Annotated in this window: 22 protein-coding genes and 7 tRNA genes; 9 read left to right on the forward strand and 20 right to left on the reverse strand. The window is 54.0% G+C overall.

From position 1 onward, the window contains the following. Positions 1 to 6: 6 nt before the first annotated feature. The 4 genes from corC to miaB form a co-directional block, all read right to left on the reverse strand. Complete coding sequence (gene corC, locus K6958_RS06625) at positions 7 to 885, reverse strand: CNNM family magnesium/cobalt transport protein CorC (RefSeq protein WP_249893910.1); 879 nt, start codon at positions 883 to 885, stop codon at positions 7 to 9. Between the two features lie 76 nt (positions 886 to 961). Next, positions 962 to 1,435, reverse strand: a complete 474-nt coding sequence (ybeY, locus tag K6958_RS06630; RefSeq protein WP_249893911.1) for an rRNA maturation RNase YbeY — start codon at positions 1,433 to 1,435, stop codon at positions 962 to 964. Next, positions 1,432 to 2,484: a PhoH family protein gene (locus tag K6958_RS06635; RefSeq protein WP_249893912.1), complete on the reverse strand. Its 1,053-nt coding sequence runs from the start codon at positions 2,482 to 2,484 to the stop codon at positions 1,432 to 1,434. Before K6958_RS06635 ends, ybeY begins: the two co-directional genes overlap by 4 nt. A 208-nt stretch (positions 2,485 to 2,692) precedes the next feature. Next, the gene (miaB, locus tag K6958_RS06640) at positions 2,693 to 4,117 is read right to left on the reverse strand and encodes a tRNA (N6-isopentenyl adenosine(37)-C2)-methylthiotransferase MiaB (RefSeq protein WP_249893913.1); all 1,425 of its coding nucleotides are present in this window, start codon (positions 4,115 to 4,117) and stop codon (positions 2,693 to 2,695) included. Positions 4,118 to 4,292: 175 nt separating this feature from the next. Between miaB and ubiF the strand changes: the two genes are divergently transcribed. Continuing rightward, positions 4,293 to 5,465, forward strand: coding sequence for a 3-demethoxyubiquinol 3-hydroxylase (gene ubiF, locus K6958_RS06645; protein WP_249893914.1), 1,173 nt, complete (start codon positions 4,293 to 4,295; stop codon positions 5,463 to 5,465). A gap of 86 nt (positions 5,466 to 5,551) precedes the next feature. Here ubiF and K6958_RS06650 read toward each other — a convergent pair. From K6958_RS06650 to nagB, 11 genes are all read right to left on the reverse strand, one after another. Then, positions 5,552 to 5,626, reverse strand: a tRNA-Gln gene (locus tag K6958_RS06650). A gap of 26 nt (positions 5,627 to 5,652) precedes the next feature. Continuing rightward, positions 5,653 to 5,727 (reverse strand) — tRNA-Gln (locus K6958_RS06655). Positions 5,728 to 5,733: 6 nt separating this feature from the next. Continuing rightward, positions 5,734 to 5,810 (reverse strand) — tRNA-Met (locus tag K6958_RS06660). Positions 5,811 to 5,831: 21 nt separating this feature from the next. Further along, a tRNA-Gln gene (locus K6958_RS06665) sits at positions 5,832 to 5,906 on the reverse strand. Between the two features lie 35 nt (positions 5,907 to 5,941). Further along, a tRNA-Gln gene (locus tag K6958_RS06670) sits at positions 5,942 to 6,016 on the reverse strand. Positions 6,017 to 6,038: 22 nt separating this feature from the next. Next, positions 6,039 to 6,123, reverse strand: a tRNA-Leu gene (locus K6958_RS06675). A gap of 8 nt (positions 6,124 to 6,131) precedes the next feature. Next, a tRNA-Met gene (locus K6958_RS06680) sits at positions 6,132 to 6,208 on the reverse strand. A gap of 221 nt (positions 6,209 to 6,429) precedes the next feature. Beyond that, positions 6,430 to 8,097, reverse strand: a complete 1,668-nt coding sequence (gene asnB / locus K6958_RS06685) for an asparagine synthase B (RefSeq protein ID WP_249893915.1) — start codon at positions 8,095 to 8,097, stop codon at positions 6,430 to 6,432. Between the two features lie 298 nt (positions 8,098 to 8,395). Further along, positions 8,396 to 9,616, reverse strand: a complete 1,221-nt coding sequence (gene nagC, locus K6958_RS06690) for a DNA-binding transcriptional regulator NagC (RefSeq protein WP_249893916.1) — start codon at positions 9,614 to 9,616, stop codon at positions 8,396 to 8,398. Between the two features lie 6 nt (positions 9,617 to 9,622). Then, positions 9,623 to 10,771 (reverse strand): N-acetylglucosamine-6-phosphate deacetylase, encoded by a 1,149-nt coding sequence (nagA, locus tag K6958_RS06695; protein ID WP_249893917.1) that lies wholly within the window; start codon positions 10,769 to 10,771, stop codon positions 9,623 to 9,625. Between the two features lie 67 nt (positions 10,772 to 10,838). Continuing rightward, positions 10,839 to 11,639: a glucosamine-6-phosphate deaminase gene (gene nagB, locus K6958_RS06700; RefSeq protein ID WP_249893918.1), complete on the reverse strand. Its 801-nt coding sequence runs from the start codon at positions 11,637 to 11,639 to the stop codon at positions 10,839 to 10,841. 340 nt (positions 11,640 to 11,979) lie between these two features. Here nagB and nagE point away from each other — a divergent pair, with 340 nt between their 5' ends. The 3 genes from nagE (at position 11,980) to mtr (ending at position 17,349) form a co-directional block, all read left to right on the forward strand. Next, positions 11,980 to 14,016 (forward strand): N-acetylglucosamine-specific PTS transporter subunit IIBC, encoded by a 2,037-nt coding sequence (nagE, locus tag K6958_RS06705; protein WP_249894611.1) that lies wholly within the window; start codon positions 11,980 to 11,982, stop codon positions 14,014 to 14,016. A 155-nt stretch (positions 14,017 to 14,171) separates the two neighbouring features. Then, the gene (gene glnS, locus K6958_RS06710) at positions 14,172 to 15,839 is read left to right on the forward strand and encodes a glutamine--tRNA ligase (protein ID WP_249893919.1); all 1,668 of its coding nucleotides are present in this window, start codon (positions 14,172 to 14,174) and stop codon (positions 15,837 to 15,839) included. Positions 15,840 to 16,098: 259 nt separating this feature from the next. After that, on the forward strand, positions 16,099 to 17,349 hold the full coding sequence (gene mtr, locus K6958_RS06715) for a tryptophan permease (protein ID WP_249893920.1): 1,251 nt from the start codon (positions 16,099 to 16,101) through the stop codon (positions 17,347 to 17,349). 112 nt (positions 17,350 to 17,461) lie between these two features. Here mtr and fur read toward each other — a convergent pair whose 3' ends face one another. The 4 genes from fur to ybfF all read right to left on the reverse strand — a co-directional run bounded on the left by fur (position 17,462) and on the right by ybfF (position 20,133). After that, the gene (gene fur / locus K6958_RS06720; protein WP_249893921.1) at positions 17,462 to 17,905 is read right to left on the reverse strand and encodes a ferric iron uptake transcriptional regulator; all 444 of its coding nucleotides are present in this window, start codon (positions 17,903 to 17,905) and stop codon (positions 17,462 to 17,464) included. A 361-nt stretch (positions 17,906 to 18,266) separates the two neighbouring features. Then, positions 18,267 to 18,797, reverse strand: a complete 531-nt coding sequence (fldA, locus tag K6958_RS06725) for a flavodoxin FldA (protein ID WP_085067601.1) — start codon at positions 18,795 to 18,797, stop codon at positions 18,267 to 18,269. Positions 18,798 to 18,936: 139 nt separating this feature from the next. Beyond that, entirely contained in the window at positions 18,937 to 19,212 is a 276-nt protein-coding gene (gene ybfE, locus K6958_RS06730) for a LexA regulated protein (protein WP_085072204.1), read from the reverse strand. 156 nt (positions 19,213 to 19,368) lie between these two features. Beyond that, complete coding sequence (ybfF, locus tag K6958_RS06735) at positions 19,369 to 20,133, reverse strand: esterase (RefSeq protein WP_249893922.1); 765 nt, start codon at positions 20,131 to 20,133, stop codon at positions 19,369 to 19,371. Positions 20,134 to 20,385: 252 nt separating this feature from the next. Here ybfF and seqA point away from each other — a divergent pair, with 252 nt between their 5' ends. Both seqA and pgm read left to right on the forward strand, forming a co-directional pair. Beyond that, the gene (gene seqA / locus K6958_RS06740; protein ID WP_249893923.1) at positions 20,386 to 20,937 is read left to right on the forward strand and encodes a replication initiation negative regulator SeqA; all 552 of its coding nucleotides are present in this window, start codon (positions 20,386 to 20,388) and stop codon (positions 20,935 to 20,937) included. A gap of 24 nt (positions 20,938 to 20,961) precedes the next feature. Continuing rightward, positions 20,962 to 22,602 (forward strand): phosphoglucomutase (alpha-D-glucose-1,6-bisphosphate-dependent), encoded by a 1,641-nt coding sequence (pgm, locus tag K6958_RS06745; RefSeq protein WP_249893924.1) that lies wholly within the window; start codon positions 20,962 to 20,964, stop codon positions 22,600 to 22,602. 62 nt (positions 22,603 to 22,664) lie between these two features. Here the strand turns inward: pgm and kdpE are convergent, their stop codons facing one another. Then, positions 22,665 to 23,342 carry a two-component system response regulator KdpE gene (gene kdpE / locus K6958_RS06750; RefSeq protein WP_249893925.1) on the reverse strand — a complete coding sequence of 226 codons (678 nt, stop codon included), beginning with the start codon at positions 23,340 to 23,342 and terminating at the stop codon, positions 22,665 to 22,667. Positions 23,343 to 23,605: 263 nt separating this feature from the next. On the opposite strand from kdpE, the gene K6958_RS06755 reads away from it, so the two are divergent. From K6958_RS06755 to phrB, 3 genes are all read left to right on the forward strand, one after another. Beyond that, positions 23,606 to 23,809 (forward strand): YbfA family protein, encoded by a 204-nt coding sequence (locus K6958_RS06755; protein ID WP_249893926.1) that lies wholly within the window; start codon positions 23,606 to 23,608, stop codon positions 23,807 to 23,809. Between the two features lie 156 nt (positions 23,810 to 23,965). Next, a complete protein-coding gene (locus K6958_RS06760) occupies positions 23,966 to 24,919 on the forward strand; it encodes a YbgA family protein (protein ID WP_249893927.1) in 954 nt (317 codons plus the stop codon). A gap of 20 nt (positions 24,920 to 24,939) precedes the next feature. Then, on the forward strand, positions 24,940 to 26,385 hold the full coding sequence (gene phrB / locus K6958_RS06765) for a deoxyribodipyrimidine photo-lyase (protein WP_249893928.1): 1,446 nt from the start codon (positions 24,940 to 24,942) through the stop codon (positions 26,383 to 26,385). Position 26,386: the final 1 nt, after the last annotated feature.

The following is a 26,386-nucleotide window of genomic DNA, read 5'->3' on the forward strand; positions in this document are numbered from 1 at the left end:
CAAGCATTATTCATCCAGCGCAGGCAGCGGCGCATTTTCCGGTATTCTTACGTGCACCTGAATGATACGGCGACTGTCCGCCATCGCGACTTTAAACTGATAGCCTTCGATTTCAATACTTTCGCCGCGCGCCGGCAGATGACCAAACGCCTGCATGACCAGACCGCCGATAGTATCGACCTCTTCATCGCTAAACTGCGTCGCAAAGGCTTCATTGAAGTCTTCAATCGGCGTCAGGGCGCGAATAGTATAGGCGTGACGACTAAGCTGACGAATATCACGATCTTCTTCATCATCATACTCATCTTCAATTTCACCCACGATCAGCTCAAGAATATCTTCAATGGTCACCAGGCCAGAAACGCCGCCAAACTCATCGATAACGATCGCCATATGATAGCGCTGAGAGCGAAACTCTTTCAGCATCCGGTCCACGCGCTTGCTTTCCGGCACGACAACGGCCGGGCGCAGCACCTTTTCCATACTGAAAGGCTCTGATCCACTGCTCATAAACGGCAGCAAATCTTTCGCCATCAGGATCCCTTCAACATGATCTTTATCTTCGCTAATCACCGGGAAGCGGGAATGGGCGGACTCAACGATGACCTGCAGACACTCTTCAAGGCTTTGATTACGTTTCAGCGTAATCATTTGCGAGCGGGGGATCATTATATCGCGGACGCGCTGCTCAGCGATATCCATGACGCCTTCCAGCATGTCACGCGTATCCTGATCGATCAGTTCGTTCTGCTCGGAATCACGAATGAGTTCCAACAGTTCTTCACGGTTTTTAGGCTCACCATGAAAAAGCTGGTTGAGAATGAGGGAAAAAAAGCCCTTTTTACTACTGGGACTGTCGCTGTTTTGTGAATGGTCGTCGCTCATGGCGTTCTGGTTTGGGTCTCTCTTTATCAGGATCGGCCTGCCAGCGTTGGCCGGCAGGGTGTAACAACAGGCGGCTTTACGGCGCCTCTTTCTCCGAAATGTACGGATCGGGATAACCAAGAGCAAGCATTATCTCAGTCTCCAGCGATTCCATCTCTTCGGCTTCATCATCTTCAATATGATCGTAACCCAGCAAATGCAGGGTGCCATGGATAACCATGTGCGCCCAGTGCGCTTCCAGCGCTTTTTCCTGCTCGGCGGCTTCTTGTTCGACGACCTGACGGCAAATCACCAGGTCGCCCAGCAGCGGCAACTCAATGCCGGGTGGCGCTTCAAACGGGAAAGAGAGCACATTGGTAGGTTTATCTTTCCCACGCCAGGTCAGGTTGAGATCGTGGCTTTCCGCTTCATCCACCACGCGAATGGTAACTTCGCTTTCGGGCTGGAACTGTAACAGCACCGCTTCCAGCCAGCGACGGAAATCCGCTTCGCTCGGCAGTCCGCTGGCCTGCTCGCAGGCCAGCTGTAAATCGAGAATAACCTGACTCATTTCTGTTCCTGTGCTGCTGCCTGCGCTTCGCGCTTACGTTCTTCGGCCAGCTTATCGCGGCGTTTTTGATCGGCTTCTTCCCAGGCCTCATAGGCCGTGACAATGCGGGCGACCACCGGATGGCGCACCACATCTTCGCTGTGGAAGAAGTTAAAGCTGATTTCTTCGACGTTTGACAACACTTCAATCGCATGGCGCAGGCCGGATTTAGCATTGCGCGGCAGGTCGATCTGAGTAATGTCGCCAGTAATGACCGCTTTTGAGTTAAAACCGATACGGGTCAGAAACATCTTCATCTGCTCGATGGTGGTGTTCTGGCTTTCGTCGAGAATAATAAACGCATCATTCAGCGTGCGGCCGCGCATATAGGCCAGCGGCGCAACCTCAATCACGTTACGCTCAATCAGCTTCTCTACGCGCTCAAAACCCAGCATCTCGAACAGCGCGTCATACAGCGGACGCAAATAGGGATCGACCTTCTGGCTTAAATCACCCGGCAGAAAGCCGAGCTTTTCACCCGCTTCGACAGCCGGACGCGTCAGCAGAATACGGCGTATTTCCTGGCGCTCCAGGGCATCAACCGCCGCTGCTACCGCCAGATAGGTTTTACCCGTACCCGCCGGGCCGACGCCGAAGGTGATGTCATGGTCAAGGATGTTAGCAATATACTGCGCCTGATTCGGCGTTCGTGGCTTGATCACGCCGCGTTTTGTTTTGATGTTTACCGCTTTGCCATATTCCGGCACGCTTTCCGCCGTCTGCTCCAGCACGCGGCTCTCTTTAATCGCCAGATGAATCTGTTCCGGCTCGATATCCGGGATCACGCCGCGTACCGGGGCGGTATCAACGTACAGATTACGCAGGATATCCACGGCGGCATTAACGCACAGCGCACGCCCGACCAGCTTAAAGCTGTGATCGCGGTGGCTGATTTCGATACCCAACCGGCGCTCCAGCTGCTTCACGTTATCGTCAAACGGACCGCACAGGCTCAGCAACCGATTATTATCGGCGGGTTCTAATTGTATTTCGCGTGTTTCGATATTCAAACTAATCCTTTGGGTCGCTCAGGGCCAGGTTGATAATTAACAGGGACTTGCCGCCTGAGATGCAGGCGAACCATAGCGAAAGTATTTATGGCATGACCGAAAGGCGCAAGCTGTAAAGCCGATATTTGGGCGTTGCTTTCAGAAAGCAAGTGTAATGAAGTGAAATTGTACGGCGGGCATGCGCTGCCCGCCGTAAAATAGCTGACGATCAAGGCTGGAAAATGGCGACGCCGATTTCATTCTCTTTACGGGTGCGCGCAATAACCGAAGCCGGACTTTCCGCTACGCGCAGGCCCATCTCGTCCTCGGTGCGAACCACGATGCCGCGCAAAGAGTTAGGATAAACGTCAACGATTTCCACATCGACGAATTTGCCTATCATCTCCGGCGTACCTTCAAAGTTCACTACGCGGTTGTTTTCCGTACGGCCTGACAGCTCCATCACGTTTTTACGTGACGGGCCCTCAACCAGAATGCGCTGTACGGTGCCCATCATCCGACGGCTCCATGCCATTGCCTGCTGGTTAATGCGATCCTGCAGGATATACAGGCGCTGCTTCTTCTCTTCTTCGCTAACATCGTCCGGCAGGTCAGCCGCCGGCGTGCCGGGACGCGCAGAATAGATAAAGCTGAAGCTCATATCGAAGTTAACGTCGGCAATCAGCTTCATGGTTTTTTCAAAGTCTTCCTGAGTTTCGCCAGGGAAGCCAATGATAAAGTCAGAGCTGATTTGAATATCCGGACGCGCTTCTTTTAGCTTACGGATAATCGCTTTGTATTCCAGCGCGGTATGGGCGCGCTTCATCAGCGTCAGGATGCGATCGGCGCCGCTCTGTACCGGCAGATGCAGGAAGCTCACCAGCTCCGGCGTATCACGGTAGACGTCAATAATATCGTCAGTGAATTCAATCGGATGGCTAGTGGTGAAGCGAATGCGATCGATGCCGTCGATCGCGGCGACCAGACGCAGCAGCTCAGCAAAAGAGCAGATGCCGCCGTCGTATGCCGGCCCGCGATAAGCGTTAACGTTCTGGCCCAGCAGGTTAACTTCACGTACGCCCTGCGCAGCGAGCTGGGCGATTTCCAGCAGGATATCGTCGCAGGGACGGCTAACCTCTTCGCCGCGAGTATAAGGCACCACGCAGAAGGTACAGTATTTGTTGCAGCCTTCCATAATGGAAACGAACGCGGTCGGGCCTTCAGCGCGCGGCTCCGGCAGACGGTCAAATTTCTCGATTTCCGGGAAGCTGATATCCACGACCGGGCTTTTCGAGCCGCGTACGGTGTTGATCATCTCCGGCAGGCGGTGCAGGGTTTGCGGTCCGAAGACAATATCGACATAGCTGGCGCGCTGACGAATATGGTCACCTTCCTGCGAGGCGACGCAGCCACCCACGCCAATGATTAAATCAGGATTACGCTCTTTCAGCGTTTTCCAACGGCCCAGCTGATGAAAGACTTTCTCCTGTGCCTTTTCGCGGATCGAGCAGGTATTAAGCAGCAGAATATCAGCCTCTTCCGCCACTTCCGTGAGGGCGTAGCCGTGCGTGCTCTCCAGCAGGTCGGCCATTTTAGATGAATCGTATTCGTTCATCTGACAGCCCCAGGTTTTGATATGCAGTTTTTTACTCATCTAACGTGCCATTTATCAGTGCAGGAAGGATTGCAGGGCGCGTATTGTAATGCTTTGCTGCTGTTGTGACCAGTGTATCGGCTTTTCTGTTTTCCGCGCGATTTCCGGTACACTTTAAGATAACGGGCTCGCGGACCTGTCGCCGCGAGACGGCAGGGCACAAAAGGATAAATTTATGCATCAAACGCAATTCGATGTCGTCGTGGTTGGCGGCGGTATGGTTGGCGCGGCGCTGGCCAGCGGGCTGGCGCAGCAGGGCTTTCAGGTTGCCGTGCTGGAACGCGCGCTGCCGGCGGCTTTCGATCCTGATGCGCCGCCGGATATTCGTATTTCCGCTATCGGCTGCGCCTCGGTGGATTTACTAAAACAGCTCGACGTCTGGCCGGCCGTGCAGCAAATGCGCTGCGCGCCCTATCGTAAGCTGGAAACCTGGGAATGGCAGACGGCGCGCGTCCAGTTTGATGCCGATAGCCTTGGGCTGCCGGAGCTGGGTTACATGGTAGAGAATTCGGTGTTGCAGCTGGCGTTGTGGCAGCGTTTGCAGCAGCAGCCGGTAACGCTGTTCGCACCGGCAAAATTAAGCGCGCTGCAGCAGCATAACGGCGGCTGGCAGCTGACGCTGGAGGATGGCCAGACGCTTACTACCCGGCTGGTGGTGGGCGCCGATGGCGCGAACTCGCAGGTGCGTCAGCTGACCGGCATCGGCATCCAGGGTTGGAATTACAGTCAGTCCTGTATGCTGATTGGCGTAGAGCTGGAGCATGCGGCGGGCGATACTACCTGGCAGCATTTCACACCGGACGGACCGCATGCGCTGCTGCCGTTGTTCGATCGCTGGGCCTCGCTGGTCTGGTATGACAGCCCGGCCCGCATCCGCCAGCTGCAGGCGATGACGCCAGAACAGCTGCAAAAAGAGGTGGCGCGCTGTTTTCCGGCGCGCCTGGGGCATTTTCGCGTGCAGCAGGCTGCCTCCTTCCCGCTGGTACGTCGTCACGCCAGCCGTTATGTATTACCGGGGCTGGCGCTGGTCGGCGATGCGGCGCACACCATCAATCCGCTGGCGGGGCAGGGGGTTAATCTGGGTTACCGCGACGTTGATGCGTTGATTGAAGTATTAACGACGGCGCGCGACCAGGCGGAAGCGTGGTCTTCAGAACGCGTGCTGCTGCGTTATCAGCGTCAGCGCCAAAAAGATAATTTTTTGATGCAGAGCGGGATGGACCTGTTTTATTTCGCCTTTAGCAACCGCCTGCCGCCGCTGCGCGTGCTGCGTAATGTAGGGCTGATGGCGGCGGAACATGCTGGCGTGCTGAAGCGTCAGGCGCTGCGTTACGCTTTGGGGCTGTAAACGTGACGGGCGGAAAGCGCCGCCCGTTAAAAAAGCAGATACGCAGACGCAAAAAAGCCCGCAGAAGCGGGCTTTTTTACACTGTTTGGCTGGGGTGCAGGGATTCGAACCCCGGAATGCCGGAATCAGAATCCGGTGCCTTACCGCTTGGCGACACCCCAATAAATTGGGATAAACAGTTTTTAATTGGCTGGGGTACGAGGATTCGAACCTCGGAATGCCGGAATCAGAATCCGGTGCCTTACCGCTTGGCGATACCCCAATAAAATGGTGGCTACGACGGGAATCGAACCTGTGACCCCAGCATTATGAGTGCTGTGCTCTAACCAGCTGAGCTACGTAGCCAAATTTTATTGCTTTCTGATGTGGCTGGGATACCTGGATTCGAACCAGGGAATGCCGGTATCAAAAACCGGTGCCTTACCGCTTGGCGATATCCCAAGATCCGATTACGCATCAGTTTTACATCAGAAATATGGCTGGGGTACCTGGATTCGAACCAGGGAATGCCGGTATCAAAAACCGGTGCCTTACCGCTTGGCGATACCCCATCCGCTAAACCGATGACTGAAATGGTGCGGGAGGCGAGACTTGAACTCGCACACCTTGCGGCGCCAGAACCTAAATCTGGTGCGTCTACCAATTTCGCCACTCCCGCAAAAAAGATGGTGGCTACGACGGGAATCGAACCTGTGACCCCAGCATTATGAGTGCTGTGCTCTAACCAGCTGAGCTACGTAGCCATCTTTTTTCGCGCTACCTTCATCGGCGTTGCGGGGCGCATTATGCGTATTGCGTTCAGTAGCGTCAACAAGTTTTTTGTCGTTTTTTACCATTCACGTACTGTTTGACTGGCTTGTAACCAGCGTGATGATAAAAACGACAATTTTTGATCGTAACTCCGCCAGATGCAATAAAAAACGGGCCATGCAGGCCCGTTTTATTAGCGATAATATTGGGTCGTTTATTTATAGGCGGACTGGTGTACGCCCACCGCACGGCCAGAGGGATCGTCCATGCTCTTAAAGGCTTCATCCCACTCAATGGCTTTAGCGGAAGAGCAGGCCACTGACGGGCCGCCAGGTACGCATTCCGCCGCGCTGGGCAGCGGGAACAGCTCTTCGAAGATCTCGCGGTAGAGATACGCTTCTTTTGAGCCCGGCGTGTTGTACGGGAAGCGATAGTGTGCGGTTGCCAGTTGCTGATCGCTCACCTGCTGCTGCGCTACCTCTTTCAGCGTATCAATCCAGCTGTAGCCTACGCCGTCAGAGAACTGTTCTTTCTGGCGCCAGGCCACGCTTTCCGGCAGGTAGGAAGAGAAGCATTCACGCAGGATGTGTTTTTCCATCTTGCCGTTGCTGCCACACATTTTATCCTGCGGGTTGATACGCATCGCCACATCGAGGAATTTTTTATCCAGGAAGGGCACGCGCGCTTCCACGCCCCAGGCGGACATCGCTTTGTTGGCGCGCGCGCAGTCATACATATGCAGCGCCAGCAGCTTGCGCACGTTCTCTTCATGGAACTCTTTGGCGTTCGGCGCCTTATGGAAATAGAGGTAGCCGCCAAACACCTCATCGGCGCCTTCACCGGAGAGCACCATTTTAATGCCCATCGCTTTAATCTTGCGTGACATCAGATACATCGGCGTTGAGGCGCGGATAGTCGTGACGTCATACGTTTCAATGTGATAAATCACATCGCGAATCGCATCCAGCCCTTCCTGTACGGTAAAGTGAATTTCATGATGCACCGTACCCAGATGATCGGCGACCGATTTTGCCGCTTTCAGATCGGGGGATCCTTCCAGGCCGACCGCGAAGGAGTGCAGCTGCGGCCACCAAGCCTCGCTCTTATCCTGATCTTCTACGCGTTTCGCCGCGAAGCGTTTGGTTACCGCAGAGATAATAGAGGAGTCAAGGCCGCCGGAGAGCAGCACGCCATACGGCACATCGGACATCAGATGGCTTTTCACCGACTCTTCCAGCGCGTTTTTCAGCGCGACCGCGTCAGTGGCGTTATCCGCTACGCTGTCATACTCCATCCAGTCACGCTGATAGTAACGACGAATTTCGCCGTCGGTGCTGGAGAGGTAGCTTCCCGGCGGGAATTCTTTAATAGTGCGGCACACCGGCACCAGCGCTTTCATTTCTGACGCGACAAACAGGTTGCCATACTCATCGTTGCCCATATACAGCGGAATGATGCCGATATGATCGCGGCCAATCAGCCAGCTTTTCTTTTCGCTATCGTAAAGGATGAAGGCAAACATGCCCTGCAGGTCGTCGAGGAAATCAACGCCTTTTTCCTGATACAACGCCAGAATCACTTCACAATCAGAACCGGTCTGGAAGTCATAGCGATCGCTCAGCTCGGCACGTAGCGCCTGATGGTTGTAAATTTCACCGTTAACGGCCAGTACGTGGGTATGTGCTGCGTTGTACAGGGGCTGCGCGCCGTTGTTGACATCAACAATTGACAAACGCTCATGCGCCAGGATGGCATGCTCATCAGCATAGACGCCGGACCAGTCCGGGCCGCGATGACGCATAAGGCGTGAAAGTTCTAACGCTTTTTTACGCAGTTCTGAAGCGTCGCTTTTCAGATCGAGTACACCGAAGATTGAACACATAACCTACTCCTGATCTCACCTAAACGGTGATGTTTTCATTAAGTGATGATAAATGAGCAACGCCTGTCGTTGCGTGATGTATAAGAAAATGCTCTATCTGGTGCATGCAATGCAAGCGATTTCCTTTTTTCTTGATAAAAAGGTTGTTGCCATGCCATGAATATTAGATTTCATCTAATAAATTTGGCCAATAATTGCAGTATCGGCAAAAAATGCGCAAACTTGAGCAAAAAGTGAGCGGTGCGGGCGCGACGCAAAAAAAAACCAGCCGTGAATGGCTGGTGTTTGGCGTTAACCGTTATTCTTCCAGCAGGTGCTGGAGTAGGGTGCCATTAAGCATGGCGCGTTTGGCCAGCGCAAAAGCGCCGATAGCGGAGCGGTGATCCAATTCCGAACGTACCACCGGCAGATTTTTACGGAATGCTTTTAACGTTTGCGTATTAATACAGCTTTCAATTGCTGGTAATAGCACCTTTTCCGCTTCGGTAATCTCGCCGGCCAGCACGATTTTCTGCGGATTAAACAGATTAATCGCAATGGCAATCGCTTTGCCCAGATAGCGTCCGGCATGCTCAATTACTTCTGTCGCCAGCGCATCGCCGCGATTGGCCGCTTTGCAGATCGCCTGAATCGTGCAATCGTCCAGCCTCAGCGTACTGGAATAACCCTGCTGTAACAGACGGCGCACCCGATTTTCCAGCGCGCCGTTGGCGGCAATGGTTTCCAGACAGCCAAAGTTGCCGCAGTGGCAGCGCTCGCCCAGTGGATCGACCTGAATATGACCGATCTCTCCTACGTTGCCGTTGCTGCCGAGGAAAATATGGCCATTGGTGATAATGCCGGCGCCGGTGCCACGGTGTAAGCGCACCAAAATAGAGTCCGCGCAGTCGCGGCTTGCACCAAAATAGTGTTCCGCCAGCGCCAGGCTGCGAATATCATGCCCAACAAAGCTGGTTACCTTAAAACGCTGTTTAAGGTTAGCCACCAGCGGCCAGTTATTGACAGTAATATGAGGCATATAACGGATGATGCCGTTATTAGGATCGACCAGACCGGGTAAAATGATAGAGATAGCAATCAGCTCCCGCAGCTTACGCTGATGGGCCTGGTTAAAGTGCTCGATAGCGTTAAACAGCGCATGCTCCAGCGTCTCCTGGGTGCGCTCCGGCAGGGGATAATGCTCCTCCGCCAGCGACTTGCCGCTCAGGTCGTAGAGCGTGAGCGTAGCATCGTTACGCCCAAGACGAACGCCGATGGTATGAAAGCCGCGGGTTTCCGTCACAATAGAAATAGCGCGGCGACCGCCGGTAGAGGCCTGCTGATCGACCTCTTTAATCAGGCCGCGCTCAATAAGCTGACGGGTAATTTTGGTGACGCTGGCGGGCGCAAGCTGGCTCTGTTCCGCAATCTGTATACGGGAAATCGGACCCATTTGATCGATAAGGCGGTAAACCGCTGCGCTGTTTAACTGCTTTACTAGATCGACATTTCCTATTTGTGCCTGGCCGCCAGTGGTCATCAATGATTACTCGCTAAAGACTTCGTTACCGTTAACGATAGTCTTAATAATGTGATAATCGCGCGTAAAAACAGTCAGGTTGGCTACTTTTCCAGCTTCGATCGAGCCTAACTGTTTATCCACGCCCATTGCGCGGGCTGGGTAAAGCGTTGCCATACGCAAAGTTTCATCCAGTGAAATGCCGACGTGCTCAACGCAGTTTTGTACTGCTTCGATCATCGTCAGCGCCGATCCACTTAGCGTTCCATTTTCGTCAACGCACAGCCCGTTCCGATAGTATATTGTTTTACCGGCAAAAATGAACCGATCAATGGCCGCGCCTGCTGGCGCGGTAGCGTCAGTAACCAGCACCAGCTTATCGCCTTTGACGCGTTTCGCATTGCGTACGTTAGCGTAATGGACATGCAGACCATCGGCAATAATGCCGCAGTAAACATCGGGTGAATCCAACAGCGCGCCGATTAAACCCGGTTCGCGCCCGGTGGTGGTCGGCATCGCGTTATACAGATGGGTGGCGAAGCGGATGCCGGCGGCAAAACCGCTGCGCGCTTCATCATAGGTGGCATGAGAATGCCCGGCGGAAACGATAATCCCGGCAGCGCTCAGCTGGCGAATGACCTCCGGCCCCGCCATTTCAGGCGCTAAAGTCACTTTGGTAATCACCTCAGCGTTGTCGCAGAGGAAGTTAACTAACGCCGGATCGGGTTTACGAATCAGCTCGGCGTGGTGGGTGCCTTTTTTCGCCACGTTCAGCCACGGGCCCTCAAGGTGCAGGCCAAGCGCCTGATGCGAGTGAAGCGCCAGCCAGCTGCGCATCACCTCTACCGCCCGTACCATCAGTTCATCACTGCTGGTGATCAGTGTCGGAAGAAAGCTGGTGCAGCCTGACTTTTCATTCGCCTTTTGCATAATAGCCAGGGTTTCCAGGCTAAGCGCATCGATGTCGTCATTAAACTGGACGCCGCCGCAGCCGTTCAACTGAACGTCAATAAAGCCGGGAGCCACAATGGCGCCGCCCACGTCGCGCTGTTCACATTCAGCTGGCAGCGCATCGTGTGGACAGACACGTTCAATCAGGCCGTCATTGATCACAACAGCATGATTATCCAGGATTTCATGGCCGGTAAACAGGCGGCCATTGACTAAAGCGTACATAATATTCTCCCGACTCAAGGCGGCATCTGCCCGGTAGGTTAACCGGACAGAGAGTTAAATCCAGTGATTATAAATTCTGCATATTTTCCGCTTCCATCTCGCGGAAATATTTGACCGTTTTTACCTTAAGCTCCATGGTAGAGGGTTCGTCGCACACCACCACCGCTTTAGGATGAAGCTGCAGGCAACTGATCGTCCACATATGATTAACGTTGCCTTCTACCGCCGCCTGCAGCGCCTGCGCCTTCACGTGCCCGGTCACCAGAATCATTACTTCTTCCGCATCCAGCAGCGTGCCTACGCCCACCGTTAGGGCATATTTCGGCACCTGGTTTACATCACCGTCAAAGAAGCGTGAATTCGCTACGCGGGTGTCATGCGTCAGCGTTTTAATACGGGTGCGTGAGGCCAGCGAAGAAGCGGGTTCGTTAAAGGCGATATGACCGTCGTTGCCTACGCCGCCCATAAACAGATGGATTTTTCCATAGGCGCGAATTTTTTCTTCATATTGACGACATTCTGCGTCAATATCCGCAGCATTTCCATTAAGAAGATTGATATTTTCTCGCGGAATATCAACATGATCGAAAAAATTACGATACATAAAGCTGTGATAACTTTCCGGGTGTTCTTTAGGCAGGCCGACATATTCATCCATATTAAAGGTAACGACATGCTGGAAACTGACCTGGCCCGCTTTATGCATTTCAATTAAATGCTTGTAGGCTTCCAGCGGGGTGCCGCCGGTAGGCAGGCCCAGAACAAAAGGGCGGTCCTTTGTAGGCTTAAAGGCGTTAATACGGTTGACGATATGACGAGCGGCCCATTTGCCGACCTGAGAAGCGTTTGCTAAAGGAATCAGTCTCATTATTGACCTCGTTTAAGTTGAATTATTCAAACCGGTAATGGACGGTTAAACCACCTAATCTAAGCCTGTTTCGAACGATTAATAGTGACTATGAAGGAGATCGCCGTCCTGATATTTTTAATCATAAAATAAGTACAAAAAGATAACCAGCATTATGCGGCTCGAAAAGAAGTTTATGGTGATAACTGTCACATAAGGAGCGGTTTTAATTTGCGAAGCGAATTAAATCCCTTTTACACTGCAATATATGCTGTACTTTCGTCAGGTTATCTGAGGGATGTGATAATAAAAGTAACAGCTTCAGACGCCTTTTTGATTCTCACAGGGGGAAAGAGTGAATATTCTTAGTTATTTGCAAAAGGTGGGCCGGGCGCTAATGGTGCCTGTCGCTACGCTACCCGCCGCCGCAATTTTAATGGGCGTCGGCTACTGGCTCGATCCTGATAGCTGGGGTGCCGGTAATGCATTGGCCGCGCTGCTGATCAAATCGGGCGGGGCCATTATTGAGCATATGGCTGCGCTGTTCGCCGTCGGTATTGCTTATGGCATGTCGAAAGATAAAGACGGTGCGGCGGCGCTTTCAGGTTTTGTCGGCTTCTTAGTGGTTACCACACTCTGTTCACCCGCTTCGGTGGCGATGATTCAGAAAATACCGCTGGATCAGGTGCCGGCGGCGTTTGGCAAAATTGATAACCAGTTTGTCGGCATTCTGGTGGGGATCCTTTCCGCTGAAGTGTATAACCGTTTCAGCCATGTGGAGCTGCCGAAAGCGCTCTCCTTCTTTAGCGGCCGCAGACTGGTGCCGATCCTCGTCTCTTTCCTGATGATTCTGGTCGCCTTTATCCTGATGTATGTCTGGCCGCTGATTTTCAACGCGCTGGTTAACTTTGGCGAACACATTCAAAAACTGGGTTCCGTCGGTGCCGGGGTGTATGCGTTCTTTAATCGTCTGCTGATTCCGGTTGGTCTGCATCATGCGCTGAACTCGGTCTTTTGGTTTGATGTGGCGGGTATTAACGATATTCCTAACTTCCTCGGCGGCGCGCAGTCTATTGCCAGCGGCAAAGGAATTGTCGGCGTAACCGGTCAATATCAGGCGGGCTTCTTCCCGATAATGATGTTTGGCCTGCCGGGCGCTGCGCTGGCGATTTACCAGTGCGCCCACCCGGAAAATCGCGCCAAAGTCGGCGGCATTATGATTGCGGCGGCATTCGCGGCGTTCTTTACCGGCATTACCGAGCCGCTGGAGTTCTCCTTTATGTTTGTTGCCCCGGTGCTGTACGTTATCCACGCGGCGCTGACCGGTATTTCCGTCTTTATCGCTGCGAGCATGCACTGGATTTCCGGCTTCGGCTTTAGCGCCGGCCTGGTGGATATGGCGCTGCAGTCGCGCAACCCATTAGCAACTCAGTGGTATATGCTGATCCCGCAGGGCCTGGTGTTCTTCGTGATCTACTATCTGGTGTTCCGCTTTACTATCAGAAAATTCAACCTGTTGACCCCGGGCCGTGAGCTGGCGGTTGTCGGTGACGAAAGCGATGGGTACGACGTAAATGTCGAAAACAACGCATCGGGTGAAACAGAGACCGAATCACTGGCGCGTCGCTATATCAGCGCGGTTGGCGGCTCGGAGAACCTGACCCATATTGACGCCTGCATTACTCGTCTGCGTCTGAATGTGAAAGACAGCGCTGCGCTGAATGAGCAACTGGCTAAGCGCCTGGGCGCATCCGGCGTGATCCGTCTGAACAAGCAGAGCGTACAAATTATTGTCGGCACCCAGGCGGAATCGATCGCCTCAGCGATGAAAAACGTGCTGGCGAAAGGGCCGGTGGCCGCATCCGCTTCGCCGTCCGCCAGCGTCGCGCCGGCTGCTGCTGCGCCCGCCGTGAAGGCGGCATCGGCAAGCGCCCGGCAAACGCTTGCCACACTGCTGGCACCGGTCAGCGGTGAAATCGTACCGCTCGATCAGGTACCCGATGAGGCATTCGCCAGCAAAGCGGTTGGCGATGGTTTGGCCATCAAACCAACCGGTAAAACGGTGGTGGCACCGCTTGCCGGAACCCTGGTGAAAATCTTCAATACCAATCATGCCTTCTGCCTGGAAACGGAAAACGGGGTAGAGATCGTGGTGCATATGGGGCTGGATACCGTGGCGTTAGCGGGTAAAGGCTTTACGCGGCTGGCGGAAGAGGGCGCAAGCGTCAGCGCTGGTCAACCGGTACTGGAGATGGATCTTGATTTCCTCAACGCCAACGCCCGCTCGATGATCAGTCCGGTCGTAGTGAGCAACATCGACGACTTTGCCGGCATGACTTTGCTGGCGAGCGGAACGGTGGTGGCTGGCGAAAGCAAACTGTACGAAATCCAGAAATAACCCGCCTCTGCGTTAAACCTCAACGGGCAGGAAGCGATTCCTGCCTTTTTTCTGCCTCAGCGCCAACAAACGGTTGTTTCCCTTGCACGCTTTGTGGATCATATCGGTTATTTCATGGTTATAACGACCAGACATTTCGTGTTGAGGATACAGTGATGAGTGAGGCTGAAGCCCGCCCAACTAATTTTATTCGTCAGATCATCGACGAAGATTTGGCGAGCGGCAAGCACAGCAGTGTGCATACCCGTTTTCCACCGGAGCCAAATGGCTATCTGCATATTGGTCACGCAAAATCGATCTGCCTGAACTTTGGCATCGCGCAAGATTATCAGGGTGAATGCAACCTGCGTTTTGACGATACCAACCCGGCAAAAGAAGATATCGAGTATGTCGAGTCTATCAAGCGTGATGTGCAATGGCTGGGGTTCCAGTGGAGTGGTGAAGTGCGTTACTCCTCCAACTATTTTGACCAGCTTTATCACTACGCCATCGAACTAATCAATAAAGGCCTGGCCTATGTCGATGAGCTGTCGCCGGAGCAGATCCGTGAATATCGCGGCACGCTGACCTCGCCGGGCAAAAACAGCCCGTACCGCGATCGTAGCGTAGAAGAAAACCTGGCGCTGTTTGAGAAAATGCGTAACGGCGAATTCGCCGAAGGCACCGCCTGCCTGCGCGCGAAAATCGATATGGCCTCAAGCTTTATCGTGATGCGCGATCCGGTCATCTACCGCGTGAAGTTTGCCGAGCATCATCAGACCGGCAACAAGTGGTGCATCTATCCGATGTATGACTTCACCCATTGCATTTCCGATGCGCTGGAAGGGATCACCCATTCGCTCTGTACGCTGGAGTTCCAGGATAACCGCCGCCTGTATGATTGGGTGCTGGATAACATCACTATCCCGGTTCATCCGCGTCAGTACGAGTTTTCCCGCCTGAATCTTGAATACGCCATTATGTCCAAGCGTAAGCTGAACCTGCTGGTAACAGAGAAAGTGGTGGAAGGCTGGGACGATCCGCGCATGCTTACCGTTTCTGGTCTGCGTCGTCGTGGTTATACCGCCGCCTCTATTCGTGATTTCTGCCGCCGCATCGGCGTGACCAAGCAGGACAACATCGTGGAAATGGCCGCGCTGGAATCCTGTATTCGCGACGATCTGAATGAGAATGCGCCGCGCGCGATGGCCGTGCTCGATCCGTTGAAAGTGGTGATTGAAAACCTGCCTGCGGGTCATGAAGAGATCATCAGCATGCCGAATCATCCGAATAAGCCAGAGATGGGTACGCGTTCGGTGCCGTTTAGCCGTGAAGTCTGGATCGACCGGGCTGACTTCCGTGAAGAAGCCAACAAGCAGTACAAGCGTCTGGTACTGGGTAAAGAAGTGCGCCTGCGTAACGCTTACGTTATCCGTGCCGAGCGGGTGGCGAAAGATGAAGATGGCAATATTACCTGTATTTTCTGCACCTGCGATGTTGATACGCTGAGCAAAGATCCGGCCGATGGCCGTAAAGTGAAAGGGGTTATCCACTGGGTATCGGCAGAACATGCGGCGCCGGCTGAGTTTCGTCTTTACGATCGCCTGTTTAGCGTGCCGAATCCGGGAGCGGCGGAAGATTTCCTGGCGACCATTAACCCGGAATCGCTGGTGATTAAACAGGGCTTTGTCGAGCCGGGTCTGAAGCAGGCGGAAGCGACTTCTCCTTACCAGTTTGAACGCGAAGGCTACTTCTGCGCCGACAGCGTTTACTCCAGCCCGCAACACCTGGTATTTAACCGTACCGTTGGCCTGCGTGATACCTGGGCTAAAAGCGGCGAATAAGCTATTTCAATGATCAAAGGCGGCTCCCGGAGCCGCCTTTTTTATGCGCTAAATTTTTCGCCCGCGTGCAGGAAGGGAAAGCGTGGCGCAGCGGAAAATGGCCGCGCGTTTTATCCCATCATTAGATTTTATTCATTTACGCTGTTATGTACTAGTTCATGAGTTCGCTATCAGGTAGAATATCTGCCTTAATAGCTTCTCTGCCAGACAGAGTGCCATTTGAACAATAAATAAACAGATATCATTCTAAGGATGCGTTATGGAAACAGCGGTTTCCGCCAGCAAACTCCCCTCAATATTATGGGGCACGCTGATTATTACCGGTACGGTGGTAGGAGCCGGTATGTTTTCTCTGCCGGTGGTGATGTCCGGCGCCTGGTTTAGCTGGTCGTCAGCTATCTTATTATTTACCTGGCTATGCATGCTGCTCTCCGGGCTGATGTTCCTTGAGACCAGTCTGCACTATCCCCGCGGGGCAGGTTTCGATACGCTGACGCGCGATCTGCTGGGCCAGCGCTGGAACGTGCTTAACGGGGCATCCATTCTGTTTGTGCTGGGCATTTTGACCTATGCCTATATCTCGGCCAGCGGCGCTATTTTGCAGCATACTTTCGCTGCGCTGGCGCTGCCGGTATCCGCCAGGGCGGCGGGGCTGGGCTTTACGCTGCTGGTGGCGCTGTTTGTCTGGCTGGGAACCGCCGCGGTCAGCCGCGTGACGCTGATTTTCCTCGGCGCGAAAGTGATCACTTTCTTTCTGCTGTTTGGCGGTCTGCTCGGTCATGTCAGGTCAGCGCTGCTGTTTGATGTCGGCGGCACGGAAAGCCATTATCTGCGTTATGGCTGGATGGTGATTCCTTTTTGCCTGGCTTCATTTGGCTATCACGGCAATATTTCCGGTCTGATTGAGTATTACCGGGGCGAGGGCAAAAAAGTCGCACGCTGCCTGCTGCTGGGAACCGTAGCGGCGCTGATGATTTATCTGGTCTGGATTGTCGGCACCATGGGAAATATTCCGCGCGTGGACTTTATTGCGATCGCCCAGCGCGGCGGCAATATTGATGCGCTGGTTGATGCCCTGGGCAATTTACTGCAAAGCGCCTCGCTGAGCGTGCTGCTTACCGTCTTTTCCACTTTTGCCGTTGCCAGTTCCTTTCTGGGTGTTACGCTGGGGCTATTTGATTATCTGGCCGATCTGTTGAAAATGGATAACGGCGCGACAGGTCGGTTAAAAACCACTGTTATCACCTTTGTCGTTCCGCTCTCCGCGGCGCTTATCTGGCCGAACGGCTTTCTGGTGGCGATTGGTTATGCCGGGCTGGCAGCAACCGTATGGGCCGTTATCACGCCGGCGCTGCTGGTCTGGCGCGCCCGGCAACGCTTCCCGCACTTTCAGGGCTGGCGTTTAAAAGGAGGCAACCTGCCCGTACTGCTGGTGCTACTGTTTGCCGTCCTGAATATTATCGTTTCGCTACTCAGCTACGCCGATCTGCTGCCGGTATACGCCCGCTAAAATTATTTCCGGGACGATGCTCGCGGTTTAACGCGCCTGGAACGGCAGCACGCAGCCATAAAAAAACCGGTGCCTGAGCACCGGTTTTCAGATTACTGCATAGCATAATTGATTATTTATCGTGTAGTGTTTCGTCTTCGCGGCAGTCGCCTGACGCGCAGTGACCATACAGATAGAGACTGTGGTTGGTCAGTTTAATGCCGTGACGCGTGGCGATTTCACGCTGGCGAGATTCGATAGACTCATCACTAAATTCAATAACCTTACCGCAGTCCAGGCAGATCAGATGATCGTGGTGCTGCTGCTGGGTCAGTTCGAAAACGGATTTGCCGCCTTCGAAGTTATGGCGCGTAACGATACCGGCATCGTCGAACTGGTTCAGGACGCGATAAACCGTCGCCAGCCCAATCTCTTCGCCCATATCAATCAGACGCTTATATAACTCTTCCGCACTGACGTGATGGCTCTCTGGTCCCTGAAGCACTTCCAGGATTTTTAGTCGCGGAAGAGTGACCTTCAGGCCGGCCTTCTTTAATGCGGTGTTATTGTCAGTCATGCGGATATTGTCCTGTTACTTTGCTAGTCACAATGTGGCTGAACAGCCATGAACATCGGTCGACGCTAAGCTAATAGCGTCTCATTATAGAACTGATGCTTCGAAATGAAAACCGTAAGGGTGCGCGTGAAATCGCAAGTGGAAGTAAAGAGAAGATCGCTACGTCCGGCGTTGTTCATGCCCATATGATGCTGTGTTTACATTTCGCTTAATCCTGCCGCTTTACAGCACGACGGCAGGAAAGCGCGTGACCGATACGGGTATTCTACCGACTCAATGATAAAATTTTCAAACCCGTACCTATCATTTCTATAGGAAAAACCTGTTACGCGATGTGATTTACAGCACATTGCGCACGAAATCAGGCTTCCAGAATTTCCTGCAGGTGCAGTTCTGCATAAATCTGTTTAACCCATTTATCCACGCGTTCGTTAGTCAATTCGGGCTGACGGTCTTCATCAATCGCTAAACCGAGGAAGTGTTTATCGTCCGCCAGGCCTTTCGACGCTTCGAAATGGTAGCCTTCGGTTGGCCAGTGGCCTACGATCACCGCACCGTTCGGCTCAATGATATCGCGGATGGTGCCCATCGCATCGCAGAAGTATTCTGCGTAATCTTCCTGGTCGCCGCAGCCAAACAGCGCCACCAGTTTACCGTTGAAGTCGATCTCTTCCAGCGTTGGGAAAAAATCATCCCAGTCGCACTGCGCTTCGCCGTAGTACCAGGTCGGGATACCTAACAGCAGAATATCAAAAGCTTCCAGATCTTCTTTACTGCTCTTGGCAATATCATGCACTTCGGCAACATCGCTACCGAGCTGTTTCTGGATCATCTTTGCAATATTTTCTGTATTGCCGGTATCGCTGCCAAAGAAAATACCTACGATTGCCATGAGTTTAGTAACCTCTTGAAACTTAAATATATGGTAACTGCCCGTTGTCTGCAGATTACGGCAATAATAGCAGAGACCGTCAGGAGGCGGAACTCGTAAAGCCGCTGCATTTGTTTCTTAGTGCGCTTCTGCCAGCCGTTCAAAGCGCCTGCAACTGGGCGAGAATCATCTCTTCGATCAGCTCGCTGCGGCTGACGCCACGTTCGGCCGCCATTGCGTTAAGCGCATCGACGGCCTCACTGTTCATCTTCAGTTCAACGCGCCGTAACCCGCGGACTTTGTCACGCTTCAGCTGGTTGCGCTTGTTGATACGAAGTTGTTCATCACGCGACAGCGGACTGGTTTTCGGGCGTCCCGGGCGACGTTCATCTGCGAAGAGATCGAGCGTGGTCCGGTCCGTTTGTTCTTTTGCCATAGAATCGTGATACTGAATGGGCTGCGCGTTTGCGCCGCGCATGGTGACGTTTTGGGCCGGTTTGCCGCCAGTTTTTCGGCGGCAAAATTTTAGCGCGCCATCATACCCTGACGTAAGAGCGAGAACAATCTTTGTCGACCCGTTAACATATTGCTTTTACAGTGCTAAAAAACGCCGCACGGCCCGTAGCACCGCATCCGGTTTTTCAGCATGAACCCAGTGCCCGGCGCCGGCAATCACATGCGCACGCGCTGCGGGAAACTGCGCCAGCAAAGCATTACGATGAATATCATCAAGATAGGGTGACAGTTCGCCGCGAATAAACAGCGCCGGCCCACGCCAGGCAGGCACCTCTTCCCAGCCGGAGATGGCAGTGTAGTTGTCCCACAGCGCCGGGACGTTAAAACGCCATGCGCCCTCATGAAAAGATTTCAGCAGAAACTGAATCACCCCTTCTTCAGCAAGAATCTCGCGCATCACGCTGGCGGCTTCGCTGCGCAGCTGCACCTGTGCGGCGGTGACGGCATTCACGGCGGCAAAAATTTCATCGTGACGTCGGGTGCGATAATCAACCGGGGCGATATCTACCAGCACCAGCTGTTCGATGCGCTCGGGCGCCAGCGCCGTCATGGTCATGGCGATTTTTCCGCCCATGGAGTGGCCGATTACCGCTAATTTATCTATGCCGTGCGCATCCAGCGTATCCAGCATATCCTGCGCCATCGCCCGATAAGACATCTCGTCGCTGCGCGGCGACAGGCCATGATTGCGCACATCCACCTGAATCAACGGGCGATCCGCTTTTAAGCCGCGCGCCAGCACGCCTAAATTATCCAGGCTGCCGAACAGGCCATGAATAAGCAGGATGGGAAGGGCGTTGGGATCGGACTGTTCAGTTTGCAGGCGAGTATTCAAATTCATGGCAAAGTTCTTACAGTTGAAAGGAAAGCATAGGTTATCATGGTTTATAGACTGCCTGCTGGTGAGTGGTTGTTTGCCGGGTGGCTTTGCGGCATATTCTGACTTTTGCCTGCAAGCGCCAACGTCGCTACCGACCCGCAGGATTTAACTTTATAATCCTTATGTTAGAACCAGCGCACAGATTGTACAGCTGAAATTTGCTACTACGCGCTGCGGCTGGTTCTGCCACAAGCAATTACCGTACGGATAAAGATGAAAACGATTGAAGTCGACGAAGAACTCTATCGCTATATTGCCAGCCACACGCAGCACATTGGTGAAAGCGCCTCCGACATTTTACGCCGGATGTTGAAATTTACCGCGGGTCAGAGCGCGCCGGTCGCCGCTGCGACCCCGGCGCCTGCCGTTAGCGTGCGTCAGGAAAATGAAGCCAGCAAGCCCACCACGCGCGCGCAAGATCGCGTGCGGGCGGTGCGTGAGCTGCTACTCTCTGATGAGTACGCCGAGCAGAATAAAGCGGTAAATCGCTTCATGTTGATTTTATCGACGCTTTATCGTCTTGATCCCGACGCGTTTGCCGAGGCCACTGCATCGCTGCAGGGACGCACGCGCGTTTACTTTGCCGGCGATGAACAAACACTGTTGCAGCATGGCACCCATACCAAGCCGAAGCATGTTCCCGGTACGCCGTATTGGGTGATCACCAACACTAACACAGGCCGCAAATGCAGCATGGTGGAGCACATCATGCTGGCTATGCAGTTCCCTCCGGAGCTGTCAGATAAGGTTTGCGGCACCATTTAACTGAAGCGTCAGGGAGAAGCGCCAATGGCCAATCACCCCCGTGCCGGGCAGCCAGCCCAGCAGAGCGATTTGATTAACGTTGCACAATTAACATCCCAGTATTACGTTCTGCAGCCAGAAAAAGGGAATGCGGAACATGCGGTGAAATTTGGCACCTCAGGGCATCGCGGCAGCGCCGCGCGTCAGAGTTTCAATGAAACCCATATTCTGGCTATCGCCCAGGCCATTGCTGAAGAACGTAAAAAGAATGGGATTACTGGCCCTTGCTACGTGGGTAAAGATACGCACGCGCTGTCCGAGCCGGCGATCATTTCCGTGCTGGAAGTGTTAGCGGCTAACGGCGTGGATGTGATTGTGCAGCAGGATAACGGCTATACGCCGACGCCGGCCATCTCCAACGCAATCCTTGAGCATAACAAAGCGGGCGGCACCCAAGCTGACGGCATCGTAATTACGCCTTCCCATAATCCGCCGGAAGATGGTGGGATTAAATACAATCCGCCAAACGGCGGCCCGGCTGACACGAACGTCACCAAAGTGGTGGAAGATCGCGCTAACCAGCTGATTCAAAACGATCTGCAAGAGGTTAAACGCCTGCCTCTGGAGCAGGCGTGGGCCAGCGGCCATATTCAGGAAAAAGATCTGATCCAGCCTTATATTGAAGGTCTGGCGCAGGTAGTGGATATGGACGCGATTAAAAAAGCGGGCCTGAAAATCGGCGTTGATCCGCTGGGCGGCTCCGGTATGGAATACTGGAAACGTATCGCTGAGCATTATCAGCTGGATTTAACCATCGTTAACGACGCTATCGATCAGACCTTCCGCTTCATGCATCTGGATAAAGATGGCGTGGTGCGCATGGACTGCTCATCAGAGTGTGCGATGGCTGGCCTGCTGGCGCTGCGCGATAAGTTCGATCTGGCTTTCGGCAACGACCCTGACTACGACCGTCATGGCATTGTGACGCCGGCAGGCCTGATGAACCCGAACCACTATCTGGCGGTGGCGATCAATTACCTGTTCCAGCATCGTCCGCAGTGGGGCAAAGAGGTCGCCGTGGGTAAAACCCTGGTCTCCAGCGCCATGATTGACCGCGTGGTTAATGATATCGGCCGCAAACTGGTGGAAGTGCCAGTGGGCTTCAAATGGTTTGTAGATGGTCTGTTCGACGGCAGCTTTGGCTTTGGCGGCGAAGAGAGCGCCGGGGCGTCTTTCCTGCGCTTCGACGGTACGCCGTGGTCTACCGATAAAGACGGGATCATCCTCTGCCTGCTGGCGGCGGAAATCACCGCGGTAACCGGTAAAAACCCGCAGCAGCACTATGACGAACTGGCAGCGCGTTTCGGCGCGCCAAGCTATAACCGTTTGCAGGCGTCAGCCACTTCCGCGCAGAAAGCCGCGCTATCGAAACTGTCGCCGGAAATGGTCAGCGCGTCCACGCTGGCTGGCGATCCGATTACGGCGCGTCTAACCAGCGCGCCGGGCAATGGGGCCTCGATTGGTGGTCTGAAAGTGATGACGGAAAACGGCTGGTTTGCCGCGCGTCCGTCCGGTACGGAAGATGCTTACAAAATTTATTGTGAAAGCTTCCTCGGCGCCGAACATCGCGAAAAAATCGAAAAAGAAGCCGTAGAGATTGTCAGTGCCGTGCTGAAAAACGCCTGAGGCTAATCGATACGAACAAGGCGCTGAGATTCAGCGCCTTTTTTTATGGGCGCTTGCCACTGTTACGGCATAAAACGGTAGCCGATCCCGGTTTCGGTAAGCAGATGCGCGGGCCGGGCCGGGTCCTGTTCCAGCTTTTGCCGTAGATGTCCCATATAAATGCGCAAATAGTGGCTGTGCTCTACCGCATTTGGTCCCCAGACGTGGTTTAGCAGCTGTCGCTGCGTCATCACCTTGCCTGGATTATTCAGCAGCAGCGCCAGCAAACGAAACTCGGTAGGCGTCAGATGCAGCGTTTCACCATTACGCACAATATGATGCGCGGCCAAATCCACCTGAATCTGGCCAAACTGCACCCGCGCATTCGGCGTCTGTTGTCCTGCCTGACGGCGCAGCGCAACGCGCACGCGCGCCAATAGTTCGCCTACGCCGAACGGCTTAGTCAGAAAATCATCTGCGCCGGCATCCAGGGCGATGATTTTATCCTGCTCTTCGCTACGCGCGGAAAGCACAATAACCGGTACGCTGCTCCACTGGCGGAAATCACGAATAAATTCGATGCCATCGCCATCCGGCAGGCCCAGATCAAGGATAACTAAATCGGGCTTACGGGTAGCCGCCTCGATTAGCCCACGCTGTAATGTATCGCTGTCATAAACGCGTAACGCTTCGCTTTCCAGCGCCACGCGCAGGAAGCGACGGATCTCTTTTTCATCTTCAACAATCAGTACGCTGGTCAAAACGTTGACTCCCTGGCGCTACACAACCATGACGAAAAGCGCACTTTAGCAAAACCCGCTGTGCTTTGCGTTGAAATCCCATTGGGCTGGCACAAAGTAGTCACCTGACGTTAACACCAATGTAACCTAATTACATAAATAATCAGAAGCTGCGCTTTTTTTCGTCAGTTTAGTGGTCGGATGAGTAGTAAAATTACACAGTGCAGCGTATGATGATTAACTAATGAACGATTTATTGCTGGTTACTTTTCCGGGAGGCTCCGATGATCTACGCCAGTTATCCTCTGCATAAAATTATTCTGCGGCGCACCGCCGTGGTTATCATCGGCCTGCTGGCACTACCGGTTATGCTGTTACGTAGCGATCGGGCGCGTTTTTACAGCTATCTGCACCGCGTCTGGAGCAAAACCAGCAGTAAACCCGTTTGGCTGGCGCAGGCCGAAGCCGTTGGCGGGGATATCTACTAGGCTGCTTTTTTCCTGATGCCCGGCTCAGCACGACCTCTCCCGCCTCTCAGGCGGGATTTTTTTGCGTTGCGCCACAGCATGACGGGATTTTCGGTGCGTCCGTCAGCAGCTTCAGCTACACTTAAACTTATACAAGAAGTTTGAGGTTGTACAAGTATGAGTGAGAAGATCCCGGTAGGAATCAGCGCCTGTTTATTGGGCGACAGCGTGCGTTTTGATGGCGGGCATAAACGGCTGGCTTTTGCTGCTGACGCGCTGGCCCCCTATGTACGCTATGAGCCGATCTGCCCGGAAATGGCGATCGGCTTGCCTACGCCGCGCCCGGCCCTGCGCCTGGTTAAAAACCAGGATGACGTCTCACTTTGCTTCAGCAAAACCGGTGGTGAAGAGATCACCGGGCAGATGCGCGACTTTGCCCGGCAGAAAGTCGCCGGGCTGCATCATCTGTGCGGCTATATTCTGTGTGCTAAATCCCCCAGCTGCGGCATGGAGCGGGTACGTATCTATGAGCCCGACAGCAACAATAATCGCAAGGAGGGCGTGGGGATTTTTGCTCAGGCGCTACAGCAAGAGATGCCCTGGCTGCCGATGGAAGAGGACGGGCGCCTGCATGACGACACGCTGCGGGAAAATTTTGTTGGCCGCGTTTATGCGCTGCATGAGTTTAACCAGCTCTGGCGCGAAGGCGTGACGGCGCACAAGCTAATGTCATTTCATACGCGTTATAAGCTGCTACTGCTGGCGCATTCACAGCCGGAATATCGCGAGCTGGGGCCGTTTGTCGCGGCAATGAATGACTATTCCTCGCTGGAGGCGTACGCCACTGAATACCGCAATCGACTGATGAAACTGATGAAGCATCCCGCCACGCGCCGCAATCATACTAACGTTTTGATGCATGTACAGGGCTACTTCCGTAAACAACTCACCTCGTCGCAACGTCAGGAGCTGGCATCGCTGATCGATCGCTACCGCCAGGGCTTGCAGCCGCTGCTGGCGCCGATCACCCTGATCAAACACTATATGAAAGAATACCCGCATGAATGGCTGTCGCAGCAGCGCTACTTTGAGCCCTATCCAGAAGCGTTACGCCTGCGCTACGGTCGTTGAGTTGTAACACAGGAGAGGTTATGGCCACCCATTTGGTCTGGCTGCGCAACGATCTGCGCATCAACGATAACAGCGCATTGTGGGCCGCCTGCCGTCAGCGCGAGGCAGAAGTCATCGCGCTATTTATCGCTACCCCGCAGCAGTGGCATCAACATGATATGTCGCCACGCCAGGCCGATTATATTTGGCACAGCCTGCAGCTTGTGCAACAGGCGCTGGCGGCAAAAGGCATCGTTATGCACTATTACCAGTGCGCCGACTTTAGCGCGTCGGTAGATTATCTGGCATCGTTTTGCGCTGAACATCAGGTCGATGCGCTGTTTTACAACTATCAGTATGAATTTAACGAGCGCGAACGGGATGCGGCGGCGGGACGCCAACTGATGCAGCAGGGCATTAGGGTACAGGGATTTGATGATAGCGTGCTGCTGCCGCCGGGCAGCGTCCAGACCGGCAGCCAAAAAATGTATAAGGTGTTTACGCCCTTCAGTAAAGCTTACCTGCAACGGTTGCGCGCCGCGTTGCCAGAATGCCTGCCCGCGCCGGCCGCGCGCGCGACGGCGCTGCCTGAAACGTTGCCCGCTTTAGCGCCCTTTGATTATCCCCGCGCCGCCTTTGATCACCAGCAGTTTCCGCCGGGAGAGGCCGCAGCGCTGCAACGTTTGCGCGCTTTCTGTCGTCAGCCGGTGCTGGACTATCCTGAACAGCGCGATCTGCCGGCGCTGGACGGCACCAGTAGATTATCCGTCTGCCTGGCGACCGGCACCCTGTCGCCGCGGCAGTGCCTGCATCGCTTACTGCGCGAGCAGCCGCAAGCTCTGGAGGAAGGGCGTGCCAGCGTCTGGTTGAACGAATTAATCTGGCGAGATTTTTATCGCCATTTGCTGGTGGCCTTTCCGGCGCTGTGTAAAAACCAGCCGTTTATGCCCTGGACGAAAAAAGTGGCCTGGCAGGATAACCCAGACCATTTCGCCGCCTGGCAACAGGGAAAAACCGGCTATCCGATCGTGGATGCGGCGATGCGCCAGATGAACCGTACCGGCTGGATGCATAACCGGCTGCGCATGATTAGCGCCAGCTTTCTGGTTAAGGATTTGCAAATCAACTGGCAGCGGGGCGAACGCTATTTTATGTCGCAGCTTATCGATGGCGATCTGGCAGCGAATAACGGCGGCTGGCAGTGGACTGCCTCAACCGGGACCGATGCGGCACCCTGGTTTCGTATTTTTAATCCCACGACTCAGGGCGAGCGCTTTGATAAGCAGGGCCAGTTTATTCGCCGCTGGCTGCCGGAGTTGGCTAACGTGCCCGATAGCGCCATCCACGATCCGCACGGCTGGGCAAAGAAAAATAATCAGCGGCTCGATTATCCGGCGCCGATCGTGGAACATAAGGCGGCAAGACAAAAAACCTTAGCTATCTTTGAAGCGGCGCGCAATGCGTCTCATGTTATGCCCCCGGAGTAGG

This window comes from Mixta hanseatica, assembly GCF_023517775.1.
In the GTDB taxonomy this organism is placed as follows: domain Bacteria; phylum Pseudomonadota; class Gammaproteobacteria; order Enterobacterales; family Enterobacteriaceae; genus Mixta; species Mixta hanseatica.